Origin of the sequence: Mycolicibacterium sp. 624 (genome assembly GCF_040548615.1) — a bacterium.
Classification (GTDB): domain Bacteria; phylum Actinomycetota; class Actinomycetes; order Mycobacteriales; family Mycobacteriaceae; genus Mycobacterium.
In genome coordinates this window covers 271,144-289,173 of the sequence record NZ_JBEPRZ010000005.1, presented here as the reverse complement: position 1 = coordinate 289,173, position 18,030 = coordinate 271,144, and the positions used below count along the sequence as shown (strand labels likewise).

16 protein-coding genes are annotated in these 18,030 nt (G+C 68.7%); 12 read left to right on the top strand and 4 right to left on the bottom strand.

Annotated elements, in window-relative coordinates; all coding sequences use genetic code 11:
* Window positions 1-18: 18 nt before the first annotated feature.
* The 8 genes from ABIA65_RS20935 to ABIA65_RS20900 all read left to right on the top strand — a co-directional run bounded on the left by ABIA65_RS20935 (window position 19) and on the right by ABIA65_RS20900 (window position 8,269).
* Window positions 19-1,104, top strand: coding sequence for a tartrate dehydrogenase (locus ABIA65_RS20935; RefSeq protein WP_241401040.1), 1,086 nt, complete (start codon window positions 19-21; stop codon window positions 1,102-1,104).
* 99 nt (window positions 1,105-1,203) lie between these two features.
* Window positions 1,204-2,163, top strand: a complete 960-nt coding sequence (locus ABIA65_RS20930) for an o-succinylbenzoate synthase (protein WP_241401039.1) — start codon at window positions 1,204-1,206, stop codon at window positions 2,161-2,163.
* A 34-nt stretch (window positions 2,164-2,197) separates the two neighbouring features.
* On the top strand, window positions 2,198-3,430 hold the full coding sequence (locus ABIA65_RS20925) for a TetR/AcrR family transcriptional regulator (RefSeq protein WP_354524791.1): 1,233 nt from the start codon (window positions 2,198-2,200) through the stop codon (window positions 3,428-3,430).
* A gap of 61 nt (window positions 3,431-3,491) precedes the next feature.
* Complete coding sequence (locus ABIA65_RS20920) at window positions 3,492-4,460, top strand: GlxA family transcriptional regulator (RefSeq protein ID WP_354524790.1); 969 nt, start codon at window positions 3,492-3,494, stop codon at window positions 4,458-4,460.
* A gap of 14 nt (window positions 4,461-4,474) precedes the next feature.
* Window positions 4,475-5,212: a DJ-1/PfpI family protein gene (locus ABIA65_RS20915; RefSeq protein ID WP_241401036.1), complete on the top strand. Its 738-nt coding sequence runs from the start codon at window positions 4,475-4,477 to the stop codon at window positions 5,210-5,212.
* Between the two features lie 54 nt (window positions 5,213-5,266).
* Window positions 5,267-6,049 (top strand): alpha/beta fold hydrolase, encoded by a 783-nt coding sequence (locus ABIA65_RS20910; RefSeq protein ID WP_241401035.1) that lies wholly within the window; start codon window positions 5,267-5,269, stop codon window positions 6,047-6,049.
* 34 nt (window positions 6,050-6,083) lie between these two features.
* Entirely contained in the window at window positions 6,084-7,733 is a 1,650-nt protein-coding gene (gene menD, locus ABIA65_RS20905) for a 2-succinyl-5-enolpyruvyl-6-hydroxy-3-cyclohexene-1-carboxylic-acid synthase (protein WP_354524789.1), read from the top strand.
* Window positions 7,733-8,269: a DUF3592 domain-containing protein gene (locus tag ABIA65_RS20900; RefSeq protein WP_354524926.1), complete on the top strand. Its 537-nt coding sequence runs from the start codon at window positions 7,733-7,735 to the stop codon at window positions 8,267-8,269. The genes menD and ABIA65_RS20900 overlap by 1 nt, the downstream gene beginning before the upstream one ends.
* Here ABIA65_RS20900 and ABIA65_RS20895 read toward each other — a convergent pair.
* The gene (locus tag ABIA65_RS20895) at window positions 8,230-8,922 is read right to left on the bottom strand and encodes a DsbA family protein (protein WP_354524788.1); all 693 of its coding nucleotides are present in this window, start codon (window positions 8,920-8,922) and stop codon (window positions 8,230-8,232) included. The two genes, ABIA65_RS20900 and ABIA65_RS20895, sit on opposite strands and share 40 nt — an antisense overlap.
* A gap of 105 nt (window positions 8,923-9,027) precedes the next feature.
* On the opposite strand from ABIA65_RS20895, the gene ABIA65_RS20890 reads away from it, so the two are divergent.
* Window positions 9,028-10,155, top strand: a complete 1,128-nt coding sequence (locus ABIA65_RS20890) for a glycosyltransferase family 4 protein (protein WP_354524787.1) — start codon at window positions 9,028-9,030, stop codon at window positions 10,153-10,155.
* A gap of 58 nt (window positions 10,156-10,213) precedes the next feature.
* Here ABIA65_RS20890 and ABIA65_RS20885 read toward each other — a convergent pair whose 3' ends face one another.
* Window positions 10,214-11,038, bottom strand: a complete 825-nt coding sequence (locus ABIA65_RS20885; RefSeq protein ID WP_354524786.1) for an SDR family oxidoreductase — start codon at window positions 11,036-11,038, stop codon at window positions 10,214-10,216.
* A 94-nt stretch (window positions 11,039-11,132) separates the two neighbouring features.
* On the opposite strand from ABIA65_RS20885, the gene ABIA65_RS20880 reads away from it, so the two are divergent.
* Window positions 11,133-11,819, top strand: a complete 687-nt coding sequence (locus ABIA65_RS20880; RefSeq protein WP_241401030.1) for a demethylmenaquinone methyltransferase — start codon at window positions 11,133-11,135, stop codon at window positions 11,817-11,819.
* Between the two features lie 9 nt (window positions 11,820-11,828).
* On the opposite strand, the gene ABIA65_RS20875 is transcribed toward ABIA65_RS20880, so the two are convergent.
* Together ABIA65_RS20875 and menJ are read right to left on the bottom strand one after the other, a co-directional pair.
* Window positions 11,829-14,582 carry a helix-turn-helix transcriptional regulator gene (locus tag ABIA65_RS20875; RefSeq protein WP_354524785.1) on the bottom strand — a complete coding sequence of 918 codons (2,754 nt, stop codon included), beginning with the start codon at window positions 14,580-14,582 and terminating at the stop codon, window positions 11,829-11,831.
* Window positions 14,583-14,736: 154 nt separating this feature from the next.
* A complete protein-coding gene (gene menJ / locus ABIA65_RS20870) occupies window positions 14,737-15,939 on the bottom strand; it encodes a menaquinone reductase MenJ (protein ID WP_502919604.1) in 1,203 nt (400 codons plus the stop codon).
* Window positions 15,940-16,007: 68 nt separating this feature from the next.
* Here menJ and grcC1 point away from each other — a divergent pair, with 68 nt between their 5' ends.
* Both grcC1 and htpX read left to right on the top strand, forming a co-directional pair.
* A complete protein-coding gene (gene grcC1, locus ABIA65_RS20865; protein ID WP_241401027.1) occupies window positions 16,008-17,015 on the top strand; it encodes a nonaprenyl/(2E,6E)-farnesyl/geranylgeranyl diphosphat synthase in 1,008 nt (335 codons plus the stop codon).
* 78 nt (window positions 17,016-17,093) lie between these two features.
* Window positions 17,094-17,975, top strand: coding sequence for a zinc metalloprotease HtpX (htpX, locus tag ABIA65_RS20860; protein ID WP_241401026.1), 882 nt, complete (start codon window positions 17,094-17,096; stop codon window positions 17,973-17,975).
* The last annotated feature ends 55 nt before the right edge of the window (window positions 17,976-18,030 follow it).

The following is an 18,030-nucleotide window of genomic DNA, read 5'->3' as shown; positions in this document are numbered from 1 at the left end:
AGATTGGAGCGCAACACCATGGGTGTAACCCATCGAATCGCCGCCATCGCGGGCGATGGCATCGGCAAGGAAGTCATGCCCGAGGGCGTCAAGGTGCTCGAAGCCGCGGCCTCAGCATTCGATTTCGCCGTCGACATCGAGCAGTTCGACTACGCAAGTGCGGACTACTGGAGCAAGACGGGGCAGATGCTGCCCGACGGCTGGTTCGACGAACTGAGTGCGTTCGATGCCATCTTCTTCGGAGCGGTCGGGTGGCCCGCCGTCGTCCCTGATCATGTTTCCCTGTGGGGCAGCCTGCTGCAGTTCCGGCGTCACTTTGATCAGTACGTCAACCTACGTCCGGTGAGACTGCTGCCGGGAGTGCGCAGCCCGCTGGCCGGCCGTGAACCGGGCGACGTCGACTTCTACGTGGTCCGGGAGAACACGGAGGGCGAGTACTCCAGCATCGGTGGCAAGATGTTCGAGGGCACCCACCGCGAGATCGTCATGCAGGAGACCGTGATGACGCGCACCGGCGTCGACCGAATCCTCAAGTACGCCTTCGATCTTGCCCAGAACCGACCAAAGAGGCATCTCACGTCGGCGACGAAGAGCAACGGAATCTCGATCACGATGCCCTATTGGGACGAACGTGTGGAGGCGATGGCTTCGGGGTACGGCGACGTGCGCGTCGACAAGTATCACATCGACATCCTGGCGGCTAACTTCGTGATGCATCCCGACCGGTTTGACGTGGTGGTGGCAAGCAACCTGTTCGGTGACATCCTGTCGGACCTGGGGCCAGCGTGCACCGGCACCATCGGTATCGCTCCGAGCGGGAACATCAACCCGGAACGGCGCTTTCCGAGTCTGTTCGAACCGGTGCACGGATCGGCGCCGGATATCGCGGGGCGCGGGGTGGCCAACCCGGTCGGACAGATTTGGAGCGCATCGATGATGCTCGAGCATCTCGGCGAGGTCGAGGCAGGCGTAGCGGTACTGCAGGCAGTCGAAACCGTTCTGGCTCGCGGCGGTTCGGCACTCACCCCCGACATGGGTGGGTCTGCGAGCACCTCGGACCTCGGCAACGCCGTGCGCGACGAACTCGTCCGCGCCGCCGTCTGAATTGTGTCGGTGCGCGACTCTCCTGCAGAAGTCGACGCGAATCTCGCGAGTTCTGCACCAGTGCCGTGATCACCCCCCACGACGGGGCAGTATGGAGGCGTGCAGCCCAGCATCGATGACGTTCTCGACGGTCTGCACGTCGTCGCGCTGCCCATGCGAGTGCGGTTCCGCGGTATCGAGGTTCGCGAGGTCGCGCTGATCGAGGGGCCCTGCGGCTGGGGCGAGTTCGGCGCCTTCCTCGAGTACGGTCCGCACGAGGCGGCGCACTGGCTGGCCTCGGCGATCGAGGCGGCCCACACCCAACCCCCGACCCCGCTGCGCGACCGCATCCCCATCAACGCGACGGTGCCCGCCGTCGACGCGGCCCGTGTCCCCGAGGTGCTGGCCCGGTTTCCCGGCGCCCGCACCGCGAAGGTCAAGGTGGCCGAGCCGGGGCAGACCCTGGCCGATGACGTCGCGCGGGTCAGCGCGGTGCGCGCGTTGATTCCGACCGTGCGGGTCGACGCCAACGGCGGGTGGACGGTGCGACAGGCCGTCGCCGCCGCGGCCGCGCTGACCGCTGATGGCCCGCTGGAGTACCTCGAACAACCCTGCGCCTCGGTGGCGGAGCTGGCCGAACTGCGAGAGCTCATCGACGTACCGGTCGCCGCCGACGAGAGCATCCGCAAGGCGCAGGACCCGCTGCGGGTCGTGCGGGCCAGGGCCGCCGACGTCGCGGTGGTCAAGGTGGCGCCGCTGGGCGGCGTGCGGCCACTGCTGGACATCGCCGCCCAGATCGACATTCCGATCGTGGTCTCCAGCGCGCTGGACTCCGCGGTGGGTATGTCGCGTGGACTGCTGGCCGCGGCCTGCCTCCCCGACCTGCCGTATGCGTGCGGGTTGGGTACCGGCGGACTGTTCACCGAGGACGTCGCCGAACCGCTCGTCGGCGTGGACGGTCATCTGCCCGTCGGCCCGACGGTGCCCGACCCCGCCCGTCTTCACGCGCTTGCCGCAACGCCCGATCGGCGGCAGTGGTGGATCGACCGCATCGCCGAGTGTTTACCGCTGGCACGCTGAGCAGAGCACGGCATCGCTGACCTAGTCTGACGGCATGCCAGCAACGCCAGAGGTGGGCGCGGAGCGGCGCAGGCGACCCAAGGATCGCAAGGAGCAGATCGCCAGGGCGTCCGCCGAGGCGTTCAGCGAACTCGGCTATCACGGTGTGAGCATGGAGGACATCGCCGGCCGCGTCGGCGTCACGGCGGCATCGCTGTATCGGCACTACTCCCGCAAGTACGACCTGTTCCGGGTCGCGGTGCTGGGTCTGGGCCAGCAACTGGTGGAGTGCACCGCATTCGTCGACGACGTGTCCGAGGGTGAGCCCGGTGCCGACCCGGAGCAGCTGTGGGACCGCATCGTCACCGAACTCATCGACACAACGCTGCGCAACCGGACGAGCGGTGGCCTGTACCGGTGGGAGGGCCGCTACCTCTCCGACGATGACCAGGAAGTCCTCAACGCGCAGATCAAGCTCGTCAACCGCAGACTGCAACGCCCGCTGTCGCTGCTGCGGCCGAAGCTCAATTCTCGGCAGCGTTGGACGTTGTCATCGGCCGTGCTCAGCGTTATCGGCAGCATCACCGACCACCGGGCTCAATTGTCCACCAACGAGATTCACGCCACGCTGACCCGGATCGCCCGTGACATCCGAGACATCGATCTGCCGGGTGAGGCCGCGCCGCGGGATCGTGCGGCCACCCGGGCCGTGGTGCACCCGGCGGCAGGGGAGTACGAGCGCATCCTGGCCGCGGCGATGCTGCTGTTCCACGAGCGCGGCTATCGGGACACCGGGATGGATGACATCGCGGCCGCCGCGGGTATGCCCACCACCAGCCTGTACCGGTTCTTCACAGGTAAGAGCGCGATCCTGGCCGCGGCGTATCGGCGGGCCGCCGACCGGGTGTCAGGTGATGTCTCGACGATCCTGGCCGAGTCCGACGGCCCCGTCGACGCCGTCAGCCGCCTGGTCGACACGTATGTCCGTCGGTCGTTCGCGGACCCGGAGATCGCCTACGTGTACTACGCGGAGCGGATGAACGTGCCCGCCGAGGAGCAGGCGGCGTTGCACAACATCCAGCGCGCGACGACGGAGGCCTGGGGCAGGCAGGTGTGCGAGGCGGTGCCCGAGATCACCCCGGCCGAGGCCCGGTTCGCCGTGCACGCCGCGTTTGCCCTCGTGGTCGACCTGGGCCGACTCATGGGCTACGAATACACCGAACAGTCCCAGGCGGTGGTGCGCCAGCTGCTGCGCATCACGCTGCTCGGCGCCGCGCACAACCCGTGATGTCCTGATCTGTGGGGTGCGTGGCATAGACGCCATCGCCACGGGAGCCGACACTGAACACGTGAAGCGCTCGGTGGTGATCCTCGGCTTCCACGGCGTTCAGGCCCTGGACCTCGTGGGTCCATTCGACGTGCTCAACGCGGCGACGGGCATCCTGCTGTCTCACGGCGAACTCGACGACGGCTACGACGTGCGCGTCGTATCGCTGCGCGGTGGTCCCGTCAGCACCGGTACGGGTCTGGAACTCGTCACCCACCTGCTGCCGGATCCGCGGCGCGGCATCGACACCGTCGTGCTCCCTGGCGGGTTCGGCACCGACGCCGCGCGCCGCGACCCCGAGGTCATCGCCTGGATCCAGGCGGTCGCCAAGACCGCCCGCCGCGTCGTGAGCGTCTGCAACGGGGCGCTGCTCGCCGCGCAGGCGGGCCTGCTCGACGGCTGCACGGCCACCACCCACTGGGCGTTCGCGGCGCAACTGGCCAACGAGTTCCCCGCCGTCAACGTCGATCCCGAGCCCATCTTCGTGCGGAGCTCGGAGACCGTCTGGACCGCAGCAGGGGTCACGGCGGGTATCGACCTGTCGCTGGCGCTGGTCGAGGCCGATCACGGCACCGAGGTGGCGCAGACCGTGGCCCGCTGGATGGTGCTCTACCTGCGCAGGCCGGGTGGGCAGACGCAGTTCGCCGCACCGGTGTGGATGCCGCGCGCCAAACGCGAGCCCATCCGCGCCGTCCAGGAGGCCATCGAGTCCGAACCCGGTGGCGCGCACGGTGTCCCAGATCTTGCGCGCCGCGCGGCGATGAGCCCGCGCCACTTCACCCGTGTCTTCACCGGCGAGGTGGGCGAGGCGCCCGGTGCCTACGTCGAACGGGTCCGCACCGAGGCGGCGCGACGTCAGCTCGAGGAGACCGACGACACCGTCACCCTGATCGCCGCGCGCTGCGGGTTCGGCACCGCCGAGACCATGCGACGCAATTTCGTTCGCCGGATGGGCATCTCGCCCGACCAGTACCGCAGATCCTTCACCTGAACAGAGGAGTAGCAATGCAGCTCGCCATAGTTCTCTATCCCGGTTTCACCGCGCTGGACTTCATCGGACCGTATGAGGTGCTGCGCAACCTGCCCGATACCGAGGTTCGATTCGTGTGGCACGAGCCCGGTCCCGTCACCGCCGACTCCGGCGCGCTGATCGTCGGCGCCACGCACTCGTTCGACGAAACCCCGTCGCCCGATGTCATTCTGGTGCCCGGGGGACCGTCGACCATGGAGCACGCGCGCGACGAGAGGGTGCTCGACTGGGTGCGCCGGGCCGACGCGACGTCAACGTGGACCACCTCGGTGTGCTCGGGATCACTGATTCTCGCGGCCGCCGGTCTGCTGAAGGGTAAGCGCGCCACATCGCACTGGGGGACCCTGCCGATGCTCAAGGCGTTCGGCGTCACCCCGGTCGGCGACGAGCGCATCGTGGACGAGGGCAAGCTCGTGACGGCCGCAGGGGTGTCCGCGGGCCTGGACATGGCGATGTGGCTGGCAGGCCAGATCGGCGGGGAGGCCAGGGCCAGGGCCATCCAGCTCGCGATCGAGTACGACCCGCAACCGCCGTTCGACTCGGGCCACATGTCCAAGGCATCGGCGGCGACCAAGGCGACGGCGGCGGCCTTCCTCACGGTGGACATGGTCAAGGCGGGTCAGCTCACCGCTCCGGTGCGGCTGCTGTGGGACCGGGCGATCGAGGTTGCCCGCGGACGCGGCACCCGCAAGAGCGCGACTTCGGCGCGCTGAGCATCGCCCACCGCGCCTTAGCGCGCCGAACTCGCACTCGGTAGGGTCGGCCGCGTGAACCTGGCCTACGAAGACCGCGGCTCCGGTGAGCCCGTCCTGTTCATCGCCGGCCGTGGGGGCGCAGGCCGCACCTGGCACCTGCACCAGGTCCCGGCGTTCCAGAAGGCCGGCTACCGCGTCGTCACGTTCGACAATCGCGGTATTGGCGCCACCGAGAACGCGACGGGTTTCACGACGGAACAGATGGTCGCCGACACCGCCGCGCTCATCGAGAAGCTCGACCTCGGCCCGGTGCGGATCATGTCGGTGTCGATGGGGTCGTTCATCGCCCAGGAACTGATGCTGGCCCGCCCTGAGCTGGTGTCATCGGCGGTGCTCATGGCCACCCGGGGACGTGAGGACCGCACCCGCGAGTTCTGCCGCAGCGCGGAACGCGATCTGATCGCGGCGGGTATCGAGCTGCCGCCCGCCTACGACGCGAAGAACCGGCTGCTGGAGAACTTCTCGCCCAAGACGCTGAATGACGACGCGGCCGTGCGCGACTGGATCGACATGTTCACCATGTGGCCCAACAAGCTGACGCCGGGCGTGCTGGCCCAGATCGACGTCGCGCCCGAGGGCAATCGGCTACCCGCCTACCGCGGCATTGCGGCGCCTGCGCTGGTGATCGGCTTCGCCGACGACATGATGCTTCCACCGCATCTGGGCCGCGAAGTCGCCGACGCCATGCCGAACGGCCGCTACCTGCGCATTCCCGATACGGGTCACCTCGGCTTCATCGAGCGCCCCGACGCCGTCAACGCTGCGGCGCTGGAGTTCTTCGCCGCTGGCGTCTAGTTCGCGTGTGACAGGCTGTAGGAGTGAAGGACCGATGAACCCGTCGACGACTCAGGCACGCGTCGTCGTCGACGAACTCATCCGCGGCGGCGTCCACGATGTGGTGCTCTGCCCCGGTTCCCGCAACGCGCCCCTGGCCTTTGCGCTGGAGGCCGCCGACCGGCAGGGACGGCTGCGGCTGCACGTGCGCATCGACGAGCGCACGGCGGGCTTCCTGGCCGTGGGCCTGGCCGTCGCGGCCGGGGCGCCGGTGTGCGTGGCCATGACATCGGGCACCGCGGTGGCCAACCTCGGACCCGCGGTGATCGAGGCCAACTACGCCCGGGTGCCGTTGATCGTGCTGAGTGCCAACCGGCCGTATGAACTGCTGGGCACCGGGGCCAACCAGACGATGGAACAGCTCGGCTACTTCGGCAGCCAGGTGCGCGCCACCATCAGCCTCGGCCTGGCCGAGCACGCACCCGACCGGATCGACGCGATCAACGGCCAGTGGCGTTCGGCGACGTGCCGGGTTCTGGTGGCCGCCAAGGGATCTCGTAGTGCCAATGCCGGTCCTGTGCATTTCGACATCCCGCTGCGCGAGCCGCTGGTGCCCGACGTCGACGCGCCGGGGGACGACGACACCCCACCGGGCCGACCCGATGGCATGCCGTGGACCTTCACCCCGCCCGTCACGTTCGACCAGCCGCTGGACATCGACGTCACGGCCGACACCGTGGTGATCGCGGGGCACGGCGCCGGCGCGCACCCCAACCTCGCGCACCTGCCGACGGTTGCCGAGCCCACCGCGCCACCGCCGGCCAATCCGCTGCACCCGCTGGCCCTGGCATCGGTGACCCCGCGCCAGGCGATCATGCTGGGCCGGCCGACGCTGCACCGCGGCGTCTCGGCGCTGCTGGCCGACCCTGCGGTGCCGGTGTACGCGCTGACGACGGGCCCGCGCTGGCCCGATGTGTCGGGAAACTCGCAGGCCACAGGCACGCGTGCGGTACTACACGGCACATCGGATCCGGACTGGCTGAGCCGGTGCCGCGCCGCCAACAAGACCGCCGTCGAGACGGTTCGCGCCCAGCTCGCCGCGCATCCGCTGACGACCGGGCTGCACGTGGCCGCGGGTGTCGTGAGCGGTCTACTCGACGGTGACCAGCTGGTGCTCGGCGCGTCCAATCCGGTGCGCGATGCGGCCCTGGTCGGCCTGAACCGGCCCGGTATCAGGGTGCGCTCCAACCGCGGCGTCGCGGGTATCGACGGCACGGTGTCAACGGCGATCGGCGCCGCGCTGGCGCACGACCGCACCGGTGGCCGCACCGTCGCGCTGATCGGCGACCTGACGTTCGTGCACGACAGCTCCGGGCTGTTGATCGGGCCCACCGAACCGCGGCCCAAGAGCCTGACCATCGTGGTGTCCAACGACAACGGCGGCGGCATCTTCGAACTGCTCGAGCAGGGCGACCCGCGATTCTCCGACGTGTCGGCCCGGATCTTCGGCACGCCGCACGATGTCGACATCGCCGCACTGTGCCGGGCATATCACATCGACTGCGCGCAGGTGGAGGCCGAGAACCTCGCCGACGTCCTGGCGGAGCCGTTCGAGGGCATGCGCGTGTTGGAGGTGAAGGCCGACCGTTCATCGCTGCGGGCGTTGCACGCGTCGATCCGCGCGGCGCTGAGGGACGCCTCGTGATCGCGTCGATTATCCGGCGTGCCAACGCCTTCTGGGGGATTCTCTTCCCGCACCTGTACGGCGAGCCGAACGAGACACGCAGGCAACGCATCCTGCGCTGGACGCGCCTTGGTGTGGTCCTCGTCGCCTGCCTGGTGACCCTGATGTCGGTGCTGCTCGTCGCCGGAGCGTGGCGCAACGACCAGCAGATCGAACGCAATATGGGTGTGGCCGCGGCCGAGGTTCTCGACGCGGGCCCGCGACGTTCGACAATCGAGTTCGTCACACCGGACCGGGTCACCTACCGGCCGGAACTCGGCGTCCTCTACCCGTCCGAATTGGACACGGGCATGCGGATTTACGTCGAGTACGACAAGAACGACCCCGATGTGGTCCGGGTCCGGGACCGAAACGCGGCGCTGGCGTTGATTCCCGCCGGGTCGATAGCGGTGCTGGGATGGTTGATCGCCGGCCTCCTGCTGGCGGTGCTGGCGTTCCTGGGGCGAAGGGTGGCAGCTCAGGAGGCCATCAGCGTTGAGAGCCAGTCGTTGTCGTAGACATCGACTTTCTCATCGTTCGTCAGATCGTAGACCGTGGGCGTGCCGCTTTCGAGCGGATCGATGTCGAGTAGATAGATCAGGTTGGTGTCCGACATGGCGGCGGTGTCGAAGGTCAGATCGCCCGACGCGATCTCGCCGGCCTGATAGTCGGGAATGCCCGCCGCCCGTGCCATATCGGCCATCTCGTCATTGGCTGGTCCCGAGCCGCCGGGATCCTGTGCGGCCCAGAGCTCCTCGACGAACCGCTGGAACGCCGGCCCGGTCGGAGTATCGCCGTCAGGACTCGGTGAGGCGGCGACGAACAGCGCATTGGACACCCGCGCCGAGTGCCCGTCGGCCTCGCTGTCCAGGAACGTCACCGGCCGATAGGTGACGGCCAGCTGCCCCACGGCGATGTAATACGCGATCTGGTCGCCGAAATCGGCCTGCAGGTCCGCGCAGTGGGTGCACTGCGGCTCGGTGAAGATCTCGATCTCGACGGGCGCATCGTCGAAGCCCGCCCGGATGCCGTAGCCGTCCTCGGTGATCTCGACGGCCGCCGTGGCCGGATCGGGCTGTGCGGCCCCGGTGACGGCCTTGGTGCACCCCGCCGCCGTCGATGTCAGTGCCACCAGGGCCACCGCGACCAGTGCGCTGCGCCATCGCCGCATGAGGCCCCCTTCCGAGGACGTCAGCCTACCGGTGATCGTCACGTTTTCGCGTCGCGTATGCCTGCACGCAACCTCGTGGACAGGCGCCGCTGACACGCTCCTGGTGTGCGCGTTGCGATCGTCACAGAGAGCTTCCTCCCGAATGTCAACGGCGTCACCAACTCGGTGCTTCGGGTGATCGAGCATCTCCGCAGAACCGGCCACGAGGTTCTCGTCATCGCCCCGGACACCCCGAGGAATCAAGCCCCCGCCGACCGCGTGCACGACGGTGTCCGCATCCATCGGGTGCCCTCGCGGATGTTCCCGAAGGTGACATCGCTGCCGTTGGGGGTGCCGCGCCCGCGGATGGTCGGCGTGCTGCGCGGGTTCGCCCCCGACGTCGTGCACCTGGCCTCGCCCGCGCTGCTCGGCTACGGCGGCCTGCACGCGGCCCGCCACCTGGGTGTGCCGACCGTGGCGGTGTTCCAGACCGACATCGCCGGGTTCGCCGAGAGCTACGGAGTCGGTGTGGCATCGCGCGCCGCGTGGGCGTGGACGCGTCACCTACACGCGATGGCCGACCGCACGCTGGCCCCGTCGACCTCGGCGATGCAGAACCTGGTCGCGCACCGCGTGCCGCGCGTACATCACTGGGGACGCGGCGTCGACATCACGGGTTTCGTCCCATCGGCGCGCGATGATGCGCTGCGATCGGCGTGGTCGCCGGCGGGTAAGCCCATCGTCGGGTTCGTCGGAAGGCTCGCACCGGAGAAGCACGTCGAGCGGCTCGCGGCACTGGCTGGCCGCGACGACCTTCAGGTCGTGATCATCGGCGACGGCGTCGACCGGAGCAGACTTCAAACCCTCATGCCCTCAGCGGTTTTCACCGGCGCACTGTACGGCGCCGAGCTGGCAGCCGGATACGCGAGCATGGACGTGTTCGTCCATCCCGGTGAGCACGAGACGTTCTGCCAGGCCGTGCAGGAGGCGATGGCCTCGGGGCTGCCGGTGGTGGCGCCCAACGCGGGCGGGCCCCGGGATCTGGTGTCCCCGATGCACACCGGCCTGCTGCTGGAGGTTGACGACTTCGAGGCGAGGCTTCCCTCCGCCGTCGCACACCTGCTCGCCGAGCGTCCCCGCTACTCGGTCGCCGCACGCCGCAGCGTGCTGAGCCGCACCTGGCCCGCGGTCTGCGCGCAGTTGGTCGATCACTACGACGCAGTGCTGGGCACGCGCAGCGCCAAGGCCGCCTAACCCCTGCGATGTCGGCGCGTTTAGGAGCGCTCACCGCTCCTAAACGCGCCGAAATCGCTCAGCCCTGAGCCAACTCGGCGACGTGCTGCCACTGCTCCCAGTTCGCCAGCCGGCTCTCGTAGTCGGCCTTGGCCAGCGAGAAGGGCAACGAGCCGAAGAACACCCGCAGCGGCGGCTTCTCGGCGTCGACGACCTTCAGGATCGCCGCTGCCGATGCGTTCGGGTTACCGGGATCTGCGGAGCGCTGGCCGCGGATGCGGTCGGCCTCGGCGTGCGCCTCGGCGTAGGCGGGCAGCGGGGTCGCGCGCCGGGCTGAGGACCCGGCCCAGTCCGTGGAGAAGCCACCGGGCTCGATAAGCGTGACGTGGATGCCAAACGATGCGACCTCCTGCGCCAGCGACTGCGAGAAGCCCTCCAGCGCCCACTTCGACGCGTGATAGATGCCGACGTTCTGGAAGGCTGTGATGCCGCCGATCGACGACACCTGGATGATGTGGCCGCTGCGCTGCTCGCGAAGGAAGGGCAGCGCCGCCTGGGTCACCCACAGCGCGCCGAACACATTCGTCTCGATCTGATCCCGGGCGTCGGCCTCCGACAGTTCCTCGATGAAGCCGAACTGCCCGTACCCGGCGTTGTTCACGACGACGTCGAGCCGCCCGAAGTGCTCGTGTGCCTGCTTGACGGCGGCGAAGTCCGCCTCGCGGTCTGTGACGTCCAACTTGATCGGCAGCAGCGCGTCACCGTACTTGGCCGCCACGTCGTCGAGCGTCGCCGTGTCGCGTGCCGTCGCCGCCACTCTGTCGCCGCGCTCCAGGGCCGCGATGGTCCACTCGCGGCCGAACCCCCGCGACGCTCCGGTGATGAACCAGGTCTTTCCTGCCATGTCGTCTTCTCCTCATCGTGGTGCCTGCGCTGTTCAACGTCGATCACGTCGACCCATTCCCACAAGGCAAAACCTCACAGGTAGCTTTAATGTCGTGAGCAGGGCGTCGTTGGAGAAGGACCCGCACGAGGTCGCGTCGATGTTCGACGGCGTCGCGCGACGCTATGACGTCACCAACACGGTGCTGTCACTCGGGCAGGACCGGTCATGGCGGCGGGCCACCAAATCGGCCCTCGGTATCGGGCCGGGGGACATGGTGCTCGACCTGGCGGCCGGCACCGCGGTCTCGACTGTGGAGCTGGGACGCTCCGGTGCGTGGTGTGTGGCCTGTGACTTCTCGGTCGGGATGTTGGCCGCCGGTGCATCGCGGCCGGTGCCGAAGGTCGCGGGGGACGCCACCAAACTGCCGTTCCCCGACGACACGTTCGACGCCGTGACCATCAGCTTCGGGTTGCGCAACGTCGTCGACCACGAGGCCGGACTACGCGAGATGGCTCGGGTGACCAAGCCCGGTGGCCGACTGGTGGTGTGTGAGTTCTCGACGCCGACGAACGCGATGTTCGCGAACATCTACAAGGAATACCTGATGCAGGCGCTGCCGAGGATGGCGACGGCGGTGTCGTCCAACCCCGATGCCTACGTCTATCTCGCCGAGTCGATCCGTGCCTGGCCCGACCAAGCCGAACTGGCGCAGCGCATCTCGGCCTCGGGGTGGTCATCGGTGCGGTGGCGTAACCTCAGCGGCGGCATTGTCGCCTTGCACGCGGCCGTCAAGGCCTGATCGCCGGCGCTACCACCCCGGCGAGCGCAGCCGCTGTGCGAGCTGGGCGCGCGATCGGATCCCGAGCTTGCGGTAGATCTGCGTCAGGTTGGCCTCGACAGTCTTGTGGCTGACCGACAATGCCTGTGCGACATCACGATTCGTCATACCCGACGTTGCCAACTCGGCGACCCGGCGCTCGGCGGCGGTGAGCCCGGTGGCGCCGCCGCCCAACGGCGTGCGGGACAGCTCGGCGCGCGCCCGGTCTGCCCACACCGACGCGCCCATCCGCTCGAACGCCTGCAACGCCTCGCTGAACGTCTGTGCCGCGGCCGAGATCAGCCGCCGACGCCGCAGCAGCTGCCCGCGCACCAGCAGGGTGCGGGCACGCTCGAACGGCATTGGCAGACGGTCGTGTTCGGCCATCGCGCGATTGATCGCGCGGACCGCGCCCGGCAGGTCGTTCTGCGCTGCCAGCCACATCGCCCGGCAGCGCGCGCCGGTGGCGATGAGCCAGGCCCGGTCGAGTCGGTTCCCCTCGTCCTCCAGCCTCGCGATGAGTGGTTCGGCCTCGTCGCTGCGGCCCGTGCCGATCATCGCCTCGATAGCGTCCGGCACGTACCACATGGTGGTGATCTCGCTGCCCGGTAGCTGATCGAACACTCCGATGAAGGGCTCGAGGTAGGACAGCGCCTCCGCGTACCGGCCCAATGACACCTCGATGAAGCCGAGAACCGCGGTCGGCCACACTGCGAACTGCGGTGAGCCGCAGTGCAATGCGATGTCAATGGCCTCGTTCGCCTCCGCTCGCGCCCGATCCATCCTGCCCAGGTGAGCGGATACGACGGCCCGTATGACGAGCGCGGTCATCCGAATGTGTTGACCGCCTGCCAGGATGGCGCGCTCCACAGCCTCGTCGGCGAGTTGGTCCGCCGACTCGAACTCTCCGCGCCACACGGCGATGAACGCCGCATGGCCCGCCGCGGCCGTCATATCGCTCTCGGCGCCGCGTTCGGAGCTGAGCTGCCTGACCTCGGCGGCACCGGCGTGTGCTTCATCCAGTCGGCCCATCCAGCCCAGCACAATGGCGTTGACGGCACTGGCCTGGAACTGGACGGGGACGTCGGTGTCACGGTCCTCGGACTCCAGCGCACGCCGCATCGTGTCCTCGCTGAATCCATTGCCCGCCATGAATTCCGACATCACCGACATCGCAAGAACCTGGCTGGTCAGCCCGGGAGCCTTCAGCGTGTCGACGATATCGACGGCCTCGCGGACGCGGTGCTGTGAACCGGTGAAGTCGCCCTCCTGAAAATGCGCGTACGAGAGCAGGAGCAGGCTCTGCACCGTCAGCGCGGGGTCCTCCGCGCCGTCGATCAGGGCCCCGTCGAGCAGGGTCGTCGCCTCGACGAAGCGATCGTCGACGGTGTGGATGGCGGCAAGCAGATTGGCAGCCTCGGCGCGCAACGGGCCCGGCGGCAGAGCCTCGATTACAGGGCCGAGCAGCTGGTAGGCCTGTTGGGTGTCACCCGCTCGAAAGTGATGCTCTGCGCCACGAATTCGTCGCGTTGGGGTGTCGCCGCCGAGGCTGATGGCCAGGTCGAGGAGTTCGGCCGCCGCTGAGGGCGCTCCGCGGGATCGGGCATTCTCGGCGGCGTCGTCGAGCGCCTCGAGCGTCGCGGCGTCGGCGTGTGCGGAGGCCAGCGCGAGGTGGCGGGCCCGAGGCTCGGGTAACTCGACGAGGTCGGCCAGCCTGCGGTGCATCTCACGCCGCCGGTCGATGCTGGCCATGCCGTCCACGCCACGGGCCAGCAGCGGGTGGGTGAACTGGACCCGGTTGCCCTCGATCACCACGATGCCGTCGGTCTCGGCCTCCTCGAGCAGCTCGACGACCTCGTCGGTGCTGCGCGACGTGGCCTCGGCCAGGAAGTCCACTGTGGGTGCGCCGACCGAGGCGGCGGCGAGCAACACGTCCTGGCCGGCGCCGCTGATCCGATCGAGACGTGACCGAACCAGGTCGGCCAGCGACCCCGGCAGGCCGAAGTCGGCGGTGACGGGCTGCTCGTCCATGGCGCGGGCCAGTTCGAGCGCGTAGAACGGATTGCCGCCGGACAGCTCTGTGATGCGCATCATCTCGGTCCGGGGTAGCGCTCGACCCAGGTGCTCACGCAGCACCGAGCGCAGGCCTGCCTCGCTCAACGGCTGTATCCCGACACGGTCCACGCTGTCGAGGCCGTTGAGTTGCAGCCAGGCAGCGCCGTAGCCGGCCTTGGGGTCCATCCGGTCTGCCACCATGACCCCGATGCGGCCCCGCAGCCTGCGCGCCCCGAAGGCGACGACCGCCCGGCTCGCCGGGTCCAGCCATTGCGCGTCATCAAGTGCGATGAGCACCGGCGAATGAGCGCACAGCCGATCGGCCAGCGTCAGGAACGCCGCAGCAACGACACGTTCGTCGGTGGCGGTCCTGACGGTGTGCCGGTCGGCCTTTTGTAAGCGCACGCGATCGAAGGCCACCCGCTGCACATGGGGCAGGGTGTCGAGGATCTCGGGTTCGATGCCGTCCAGCAGATCGGCGAGCGCGCTGTAGGCGAGGCCGCACTGGGCCTGATCAGCCCGTGCTGTGAGCACGCGAAATCCGCGCTCGCGTGCCTGCTCCACAGCCCCCCGCCACATCGTCGACTTACCGATGCCGGCCTCACCCTCGATGACCAGCACCGCCGGATGTACTTGGGCGGACTTCAGGAATTCGGCAACGGCGCGTGATTCCGCGACACCGTGCACCACCCCAGCAATCTTCCCCCTCCGTTCTCTCGGCAAACAATTGTTGAGCTACGTCAAGTGTCCGCCGATGACGTCGTCATGCCTATAGGACGAGAAATTATCGTAAGCGTCAACGACGCGCTCGGTAACGCGTGCGACGAGGAATTCCGCCGTGGCGCTAGCTGAATGGCGGGCGCTGATCCAGGCGCGCGGAACCGGCGCCGGCGCGGCGCCAGACCCGGGCGATCCAGTCGGCGTCCTCGGCGGTGACCAGGTTGCCCATCACCCGCACAGCGATACCCATGAGGAACCGCGAGTGCATCGCGGCCGGGCCGACGGCGGGCAGGAACCGGGGGATCGTCAGCAGAAGTCCGAGCCGGCGGGCCACGGAGAAGCCGTGGGCGTAGTGTTCGCGCAGCTCGGCTGGCCACGCCTGCGTCAGGTCGCCGGATGCGAGCATCTCGGCGGCGAGCCGGCCGGACTCCAACCCGTAGTCGATGCCCTCGCCGTTGAGCGGGTTGACGCACGCCGCGGCGTCACCGATCAGCATCCAGTTGGGTCCGGCGACCCCCGACACCGCGCCGCCCATTGGGAGCAGCGCGGACAGTCCGGCGCGTGGCTCGCCGTCGAAGCCCCACTCGTCGCGGCGCAGGCTCGTGTAATACGACATCAGGGGGCGTAGCGCGGCGTCGGCGGGACGCTTGGTGGTGGCCAGCGCGCCGACGCCGATGTTCACCTCGCCGTTGCCCAGCGGGAAGATCCAGCCGTAGCCGGGCAGCACGTCACCCGTCGGCGCGCGCAGTTCCAGGTGTGAGGTGATCCACGGCTCGGCGGCGCGGGGCGAGGCGATGTAGCCGCGGATCGCGACGCCGTACACGGTCTCCTGATGCCAGGCCCGCCCGAGGGCCCGCCCGAGCGTGGAACGGGCGCCGTCGGCGACGATCAGCTCCGTGCACGTGACCTCGGTGCCGTCGTCGAGTTTGACGGCGGCCACACGGCCATTCGAATGGTGACGCACGCCAACGGCCTTGGTGCCCAACAGCATCTTGGCGCCGTCGTCGGCGGCGACCGACCGGATGCGGTCGTCGAGTTCGGTGCGGGGTACCGCGCTGCTGGTCGACGGGAACGACGGGCCGGGCCATCTCACCTCGACATCGGCACCGAAGCCCGACATCCGCAGCCCGTGGTGGACGATCCGGCCGTCGAGCCACTGCCCCAGGCCCAGCCGGCGCAGTTCGGCGATCGCGCGCGGCGTCAGACCGTCTCCGCATGCCTTGTCCCGGGGGAACTCGGCGGAGTCGATGACCAGCACATCGCGGCCACGACGAGCCGCCCAGGCAGCGGCCGCGGAACCGGCGGGTCCCGCCCCGATTACCAGCACATCAGCCGATCGGGTCGCTGCGCTCCTGCCCTCCGTATCCGGTTCCACCTACCCAGTATGTTGGAGCAATGCAGACACCAGCGACTGTGGTCGCGGGCGTGGACTTTGGCGACCCCGACTTCGCCGCGCAAGTGCGCGATGGAGTGGCACGGGTCGAGGACCTGATGTCGACCGAGCTGGGCAAGGCCGACGAGTTGATGGCCGAGGCCGTCTCGCACCTGTTCAAGGCCGGCGGCAAGCGGTTCCGACCGCTGTTCACGGTGCTCTCCGCGCAGCTCGGGCCCGACCCCGACGCCTGGCAGGTCACCGTCGCAGGCGCCGTGATCGAGCTGGTGCACCTCGCGACGCTCTACCACGACGACGTTATGGACGAGGCGCAGATTCGCCGCGGCGCACAGAGTGCCAATGCCCGGTGGGGCAACAACATCGCGATCCTGGCGGGTGACTACCTGTTCGCGACGGCGTCGCGGTTGGTGTCGCGCCTTGGCCCGGACGCGGTGGCCATCATCGCCGACACGTTCGCGCAACTGGTCACCGGCCAGATGCGCGAGACGCGCGGCTCGGTCGAGCATGTCGACTCCGTGGATCACTACCTCAAGGTGGTCTACGAGAAGACGGCCTGCCTGATCGCGGCGTCAGGCCGCTTCGGGGCGACGTTCTCCGGCGCCGACGAGGAGCAGATCGAGCGGCTGGCGCGGATCGGCGGCATTGTCGGCACGGCGTTCCAGATCTCCGACGACATCATCGACATCGACAGCGACCCCGACGAGTCGGGCAAGGTTCCCGGGACCGACCTGCGAGAGGGCGTGCACACCCTGCCGGTGCTGTACGCCCTGCGCGAGAGCGGTCCCGACGCCGACCGGCTGCGGGTGCTGCTGGCGGGTCCCGTCGAGGACGACGACGAGCTGGCCGAGGCGTTGGCGCTGTTGCGTTCCTCACGCGGCATCGTGGAGGCCAAGCAGACCGTCAGCAAGTACGCCGCCGACGCCCGCGCTGAGCTGGAGAAGCTGCCCGACGGTCCAGGTCGGCACGCCCTGCTGGGCCTGATCGACTACACCGTCCACCGTCACGGTTGACGCGTTGGAACCCGGGGGGCATCCCCGGGCGTTGGTATCAGCGATGACTCCGAGAGTTTCGTAGGAAGAAGCAAACCAATGACCTGGCATCCGCACGCGAACCGATTCAAGACGTTCCTGTTGCTTGCGGGTTTCTCTGCGCTGATCGTCTTCATTGGCGCACTGTTCCAAAGCACCGCCATCCTCGGGCTGGCCGTCCTGTTCGCGCTCGGCATGAACGCCTACGTGTACTTCAACAGCGACAAGATGGCGCTGAAGGCGATGCACGCCCAGCCCGTCACCGAGCTGCAGGCCCCGGCGATGTACCGGATCGTGCGAGAACTGGCCAACGCCGCGCACCAGCCGATGCCGCGGCTCTACATCAGCGACACCGATGCGCCCAACGCCTTCGCCACCGGCCGCAACCCGCGCAACGCCGCGGTGTGCTGCACCACCGGGATCCTGCGCATCCTCGATGAGCGCGAGCTGCGCGCGGTGCTCGGGCACGAGCTGAGCCACGTCTACAACCGCGACATCCTCATCTCGTGCGTGGCCGGTGCCATGGCCTCGGTGATCACCGCACTGGCCAATATCGCGTTCATCATGAGCGCGTTCGGCGGTAACCGCGACGGTGGAGCCAATCCCTTTGCCATTCTGCTGGTTTCGATGCTGGGCCCGATTGCAGCCACGGTGATCCGGATGGCGGTGTCGCGGTCGAGGGAGTACCAGGCCGACCAGTCCGGTGCCGAGCTGACCGGAGACCCGTTGGCGTTGGCCAGCGCGCTGCGCAAGATCAGCAGTGGTGTCGAGGCGGCCCCGCTGCCGCCCGAGCCGCAGCTGGCCGACCAGGCGCACCTGATGATCGCCAACCCGTTCCGGGCCGGCGAGAAGATCGGCAAGCTGTTCTCCACCCACCCGCCGATGGCTGAGCGCATCGCGCGGTTGGAGCAGATGGCGGGCCGCGGGCCGGGCCAGTACTGAGCGGCCCGTGTGACCTGCGGTTTCCACCGCAGTGATGCACGCAGCAAACACCTGC

Coding starts and splice junctions, on each gene's coding strand:
- ABIA65_RS20935 (WP_241401040.1), top strand. CDS start 19: ATGGGTGTAACCCATCGAATCGCCGCCATCGCGGGCGATGGCATCGGC.
- ABIA65_RS20925 (WP_354524791.1), top strand. CDS start 2,198: ATGCCAGCAACGCCAGAGGTGGGCGCGGAGCGGCGCAGGCGACCCAAG.
- ABIA65_RS20915 (WP_241401036.1), top strand. CDS start 4,475: ATGCAGCTCGCCATAGTTCTCTATCCCGGTTTCACCGCGCTGGACTTC.
- menD (WP_354524789.1), top strand. CDS start 6,084: ATGAACCCGTCGACGACTCAGGCACGCGTCGTCGTCGACGAACTCATC.
- ABIA65_RS20895 (WP_354524788.1), bottom strand. CDS start 8,922: ATGCGGCGATGGCGCAGCGCACTGGTCGCGGTGGCCCTGGTGGCACTG.
- ABIA65_RS20885 (WP_354524786.1), bottom strand. CDS start 11,038: ATGGCAGGAAAGACCTGGTTCATCACCGGAGCGTCGCGGGGGTTCGGC.
- grcC1 (WP_241401027.1), top strand. CDS start 16,008: ATGCAGACACCAGCGACTGTGGTCGCGGGCGTGGACTTTGGCGACCCC.
- htpX (WP_241401026.1), top strand. CDS start 17,094: ATGACCTGGCATCCGCACGCGAACCGATTCAAGACGTTCCTGTTGCTT.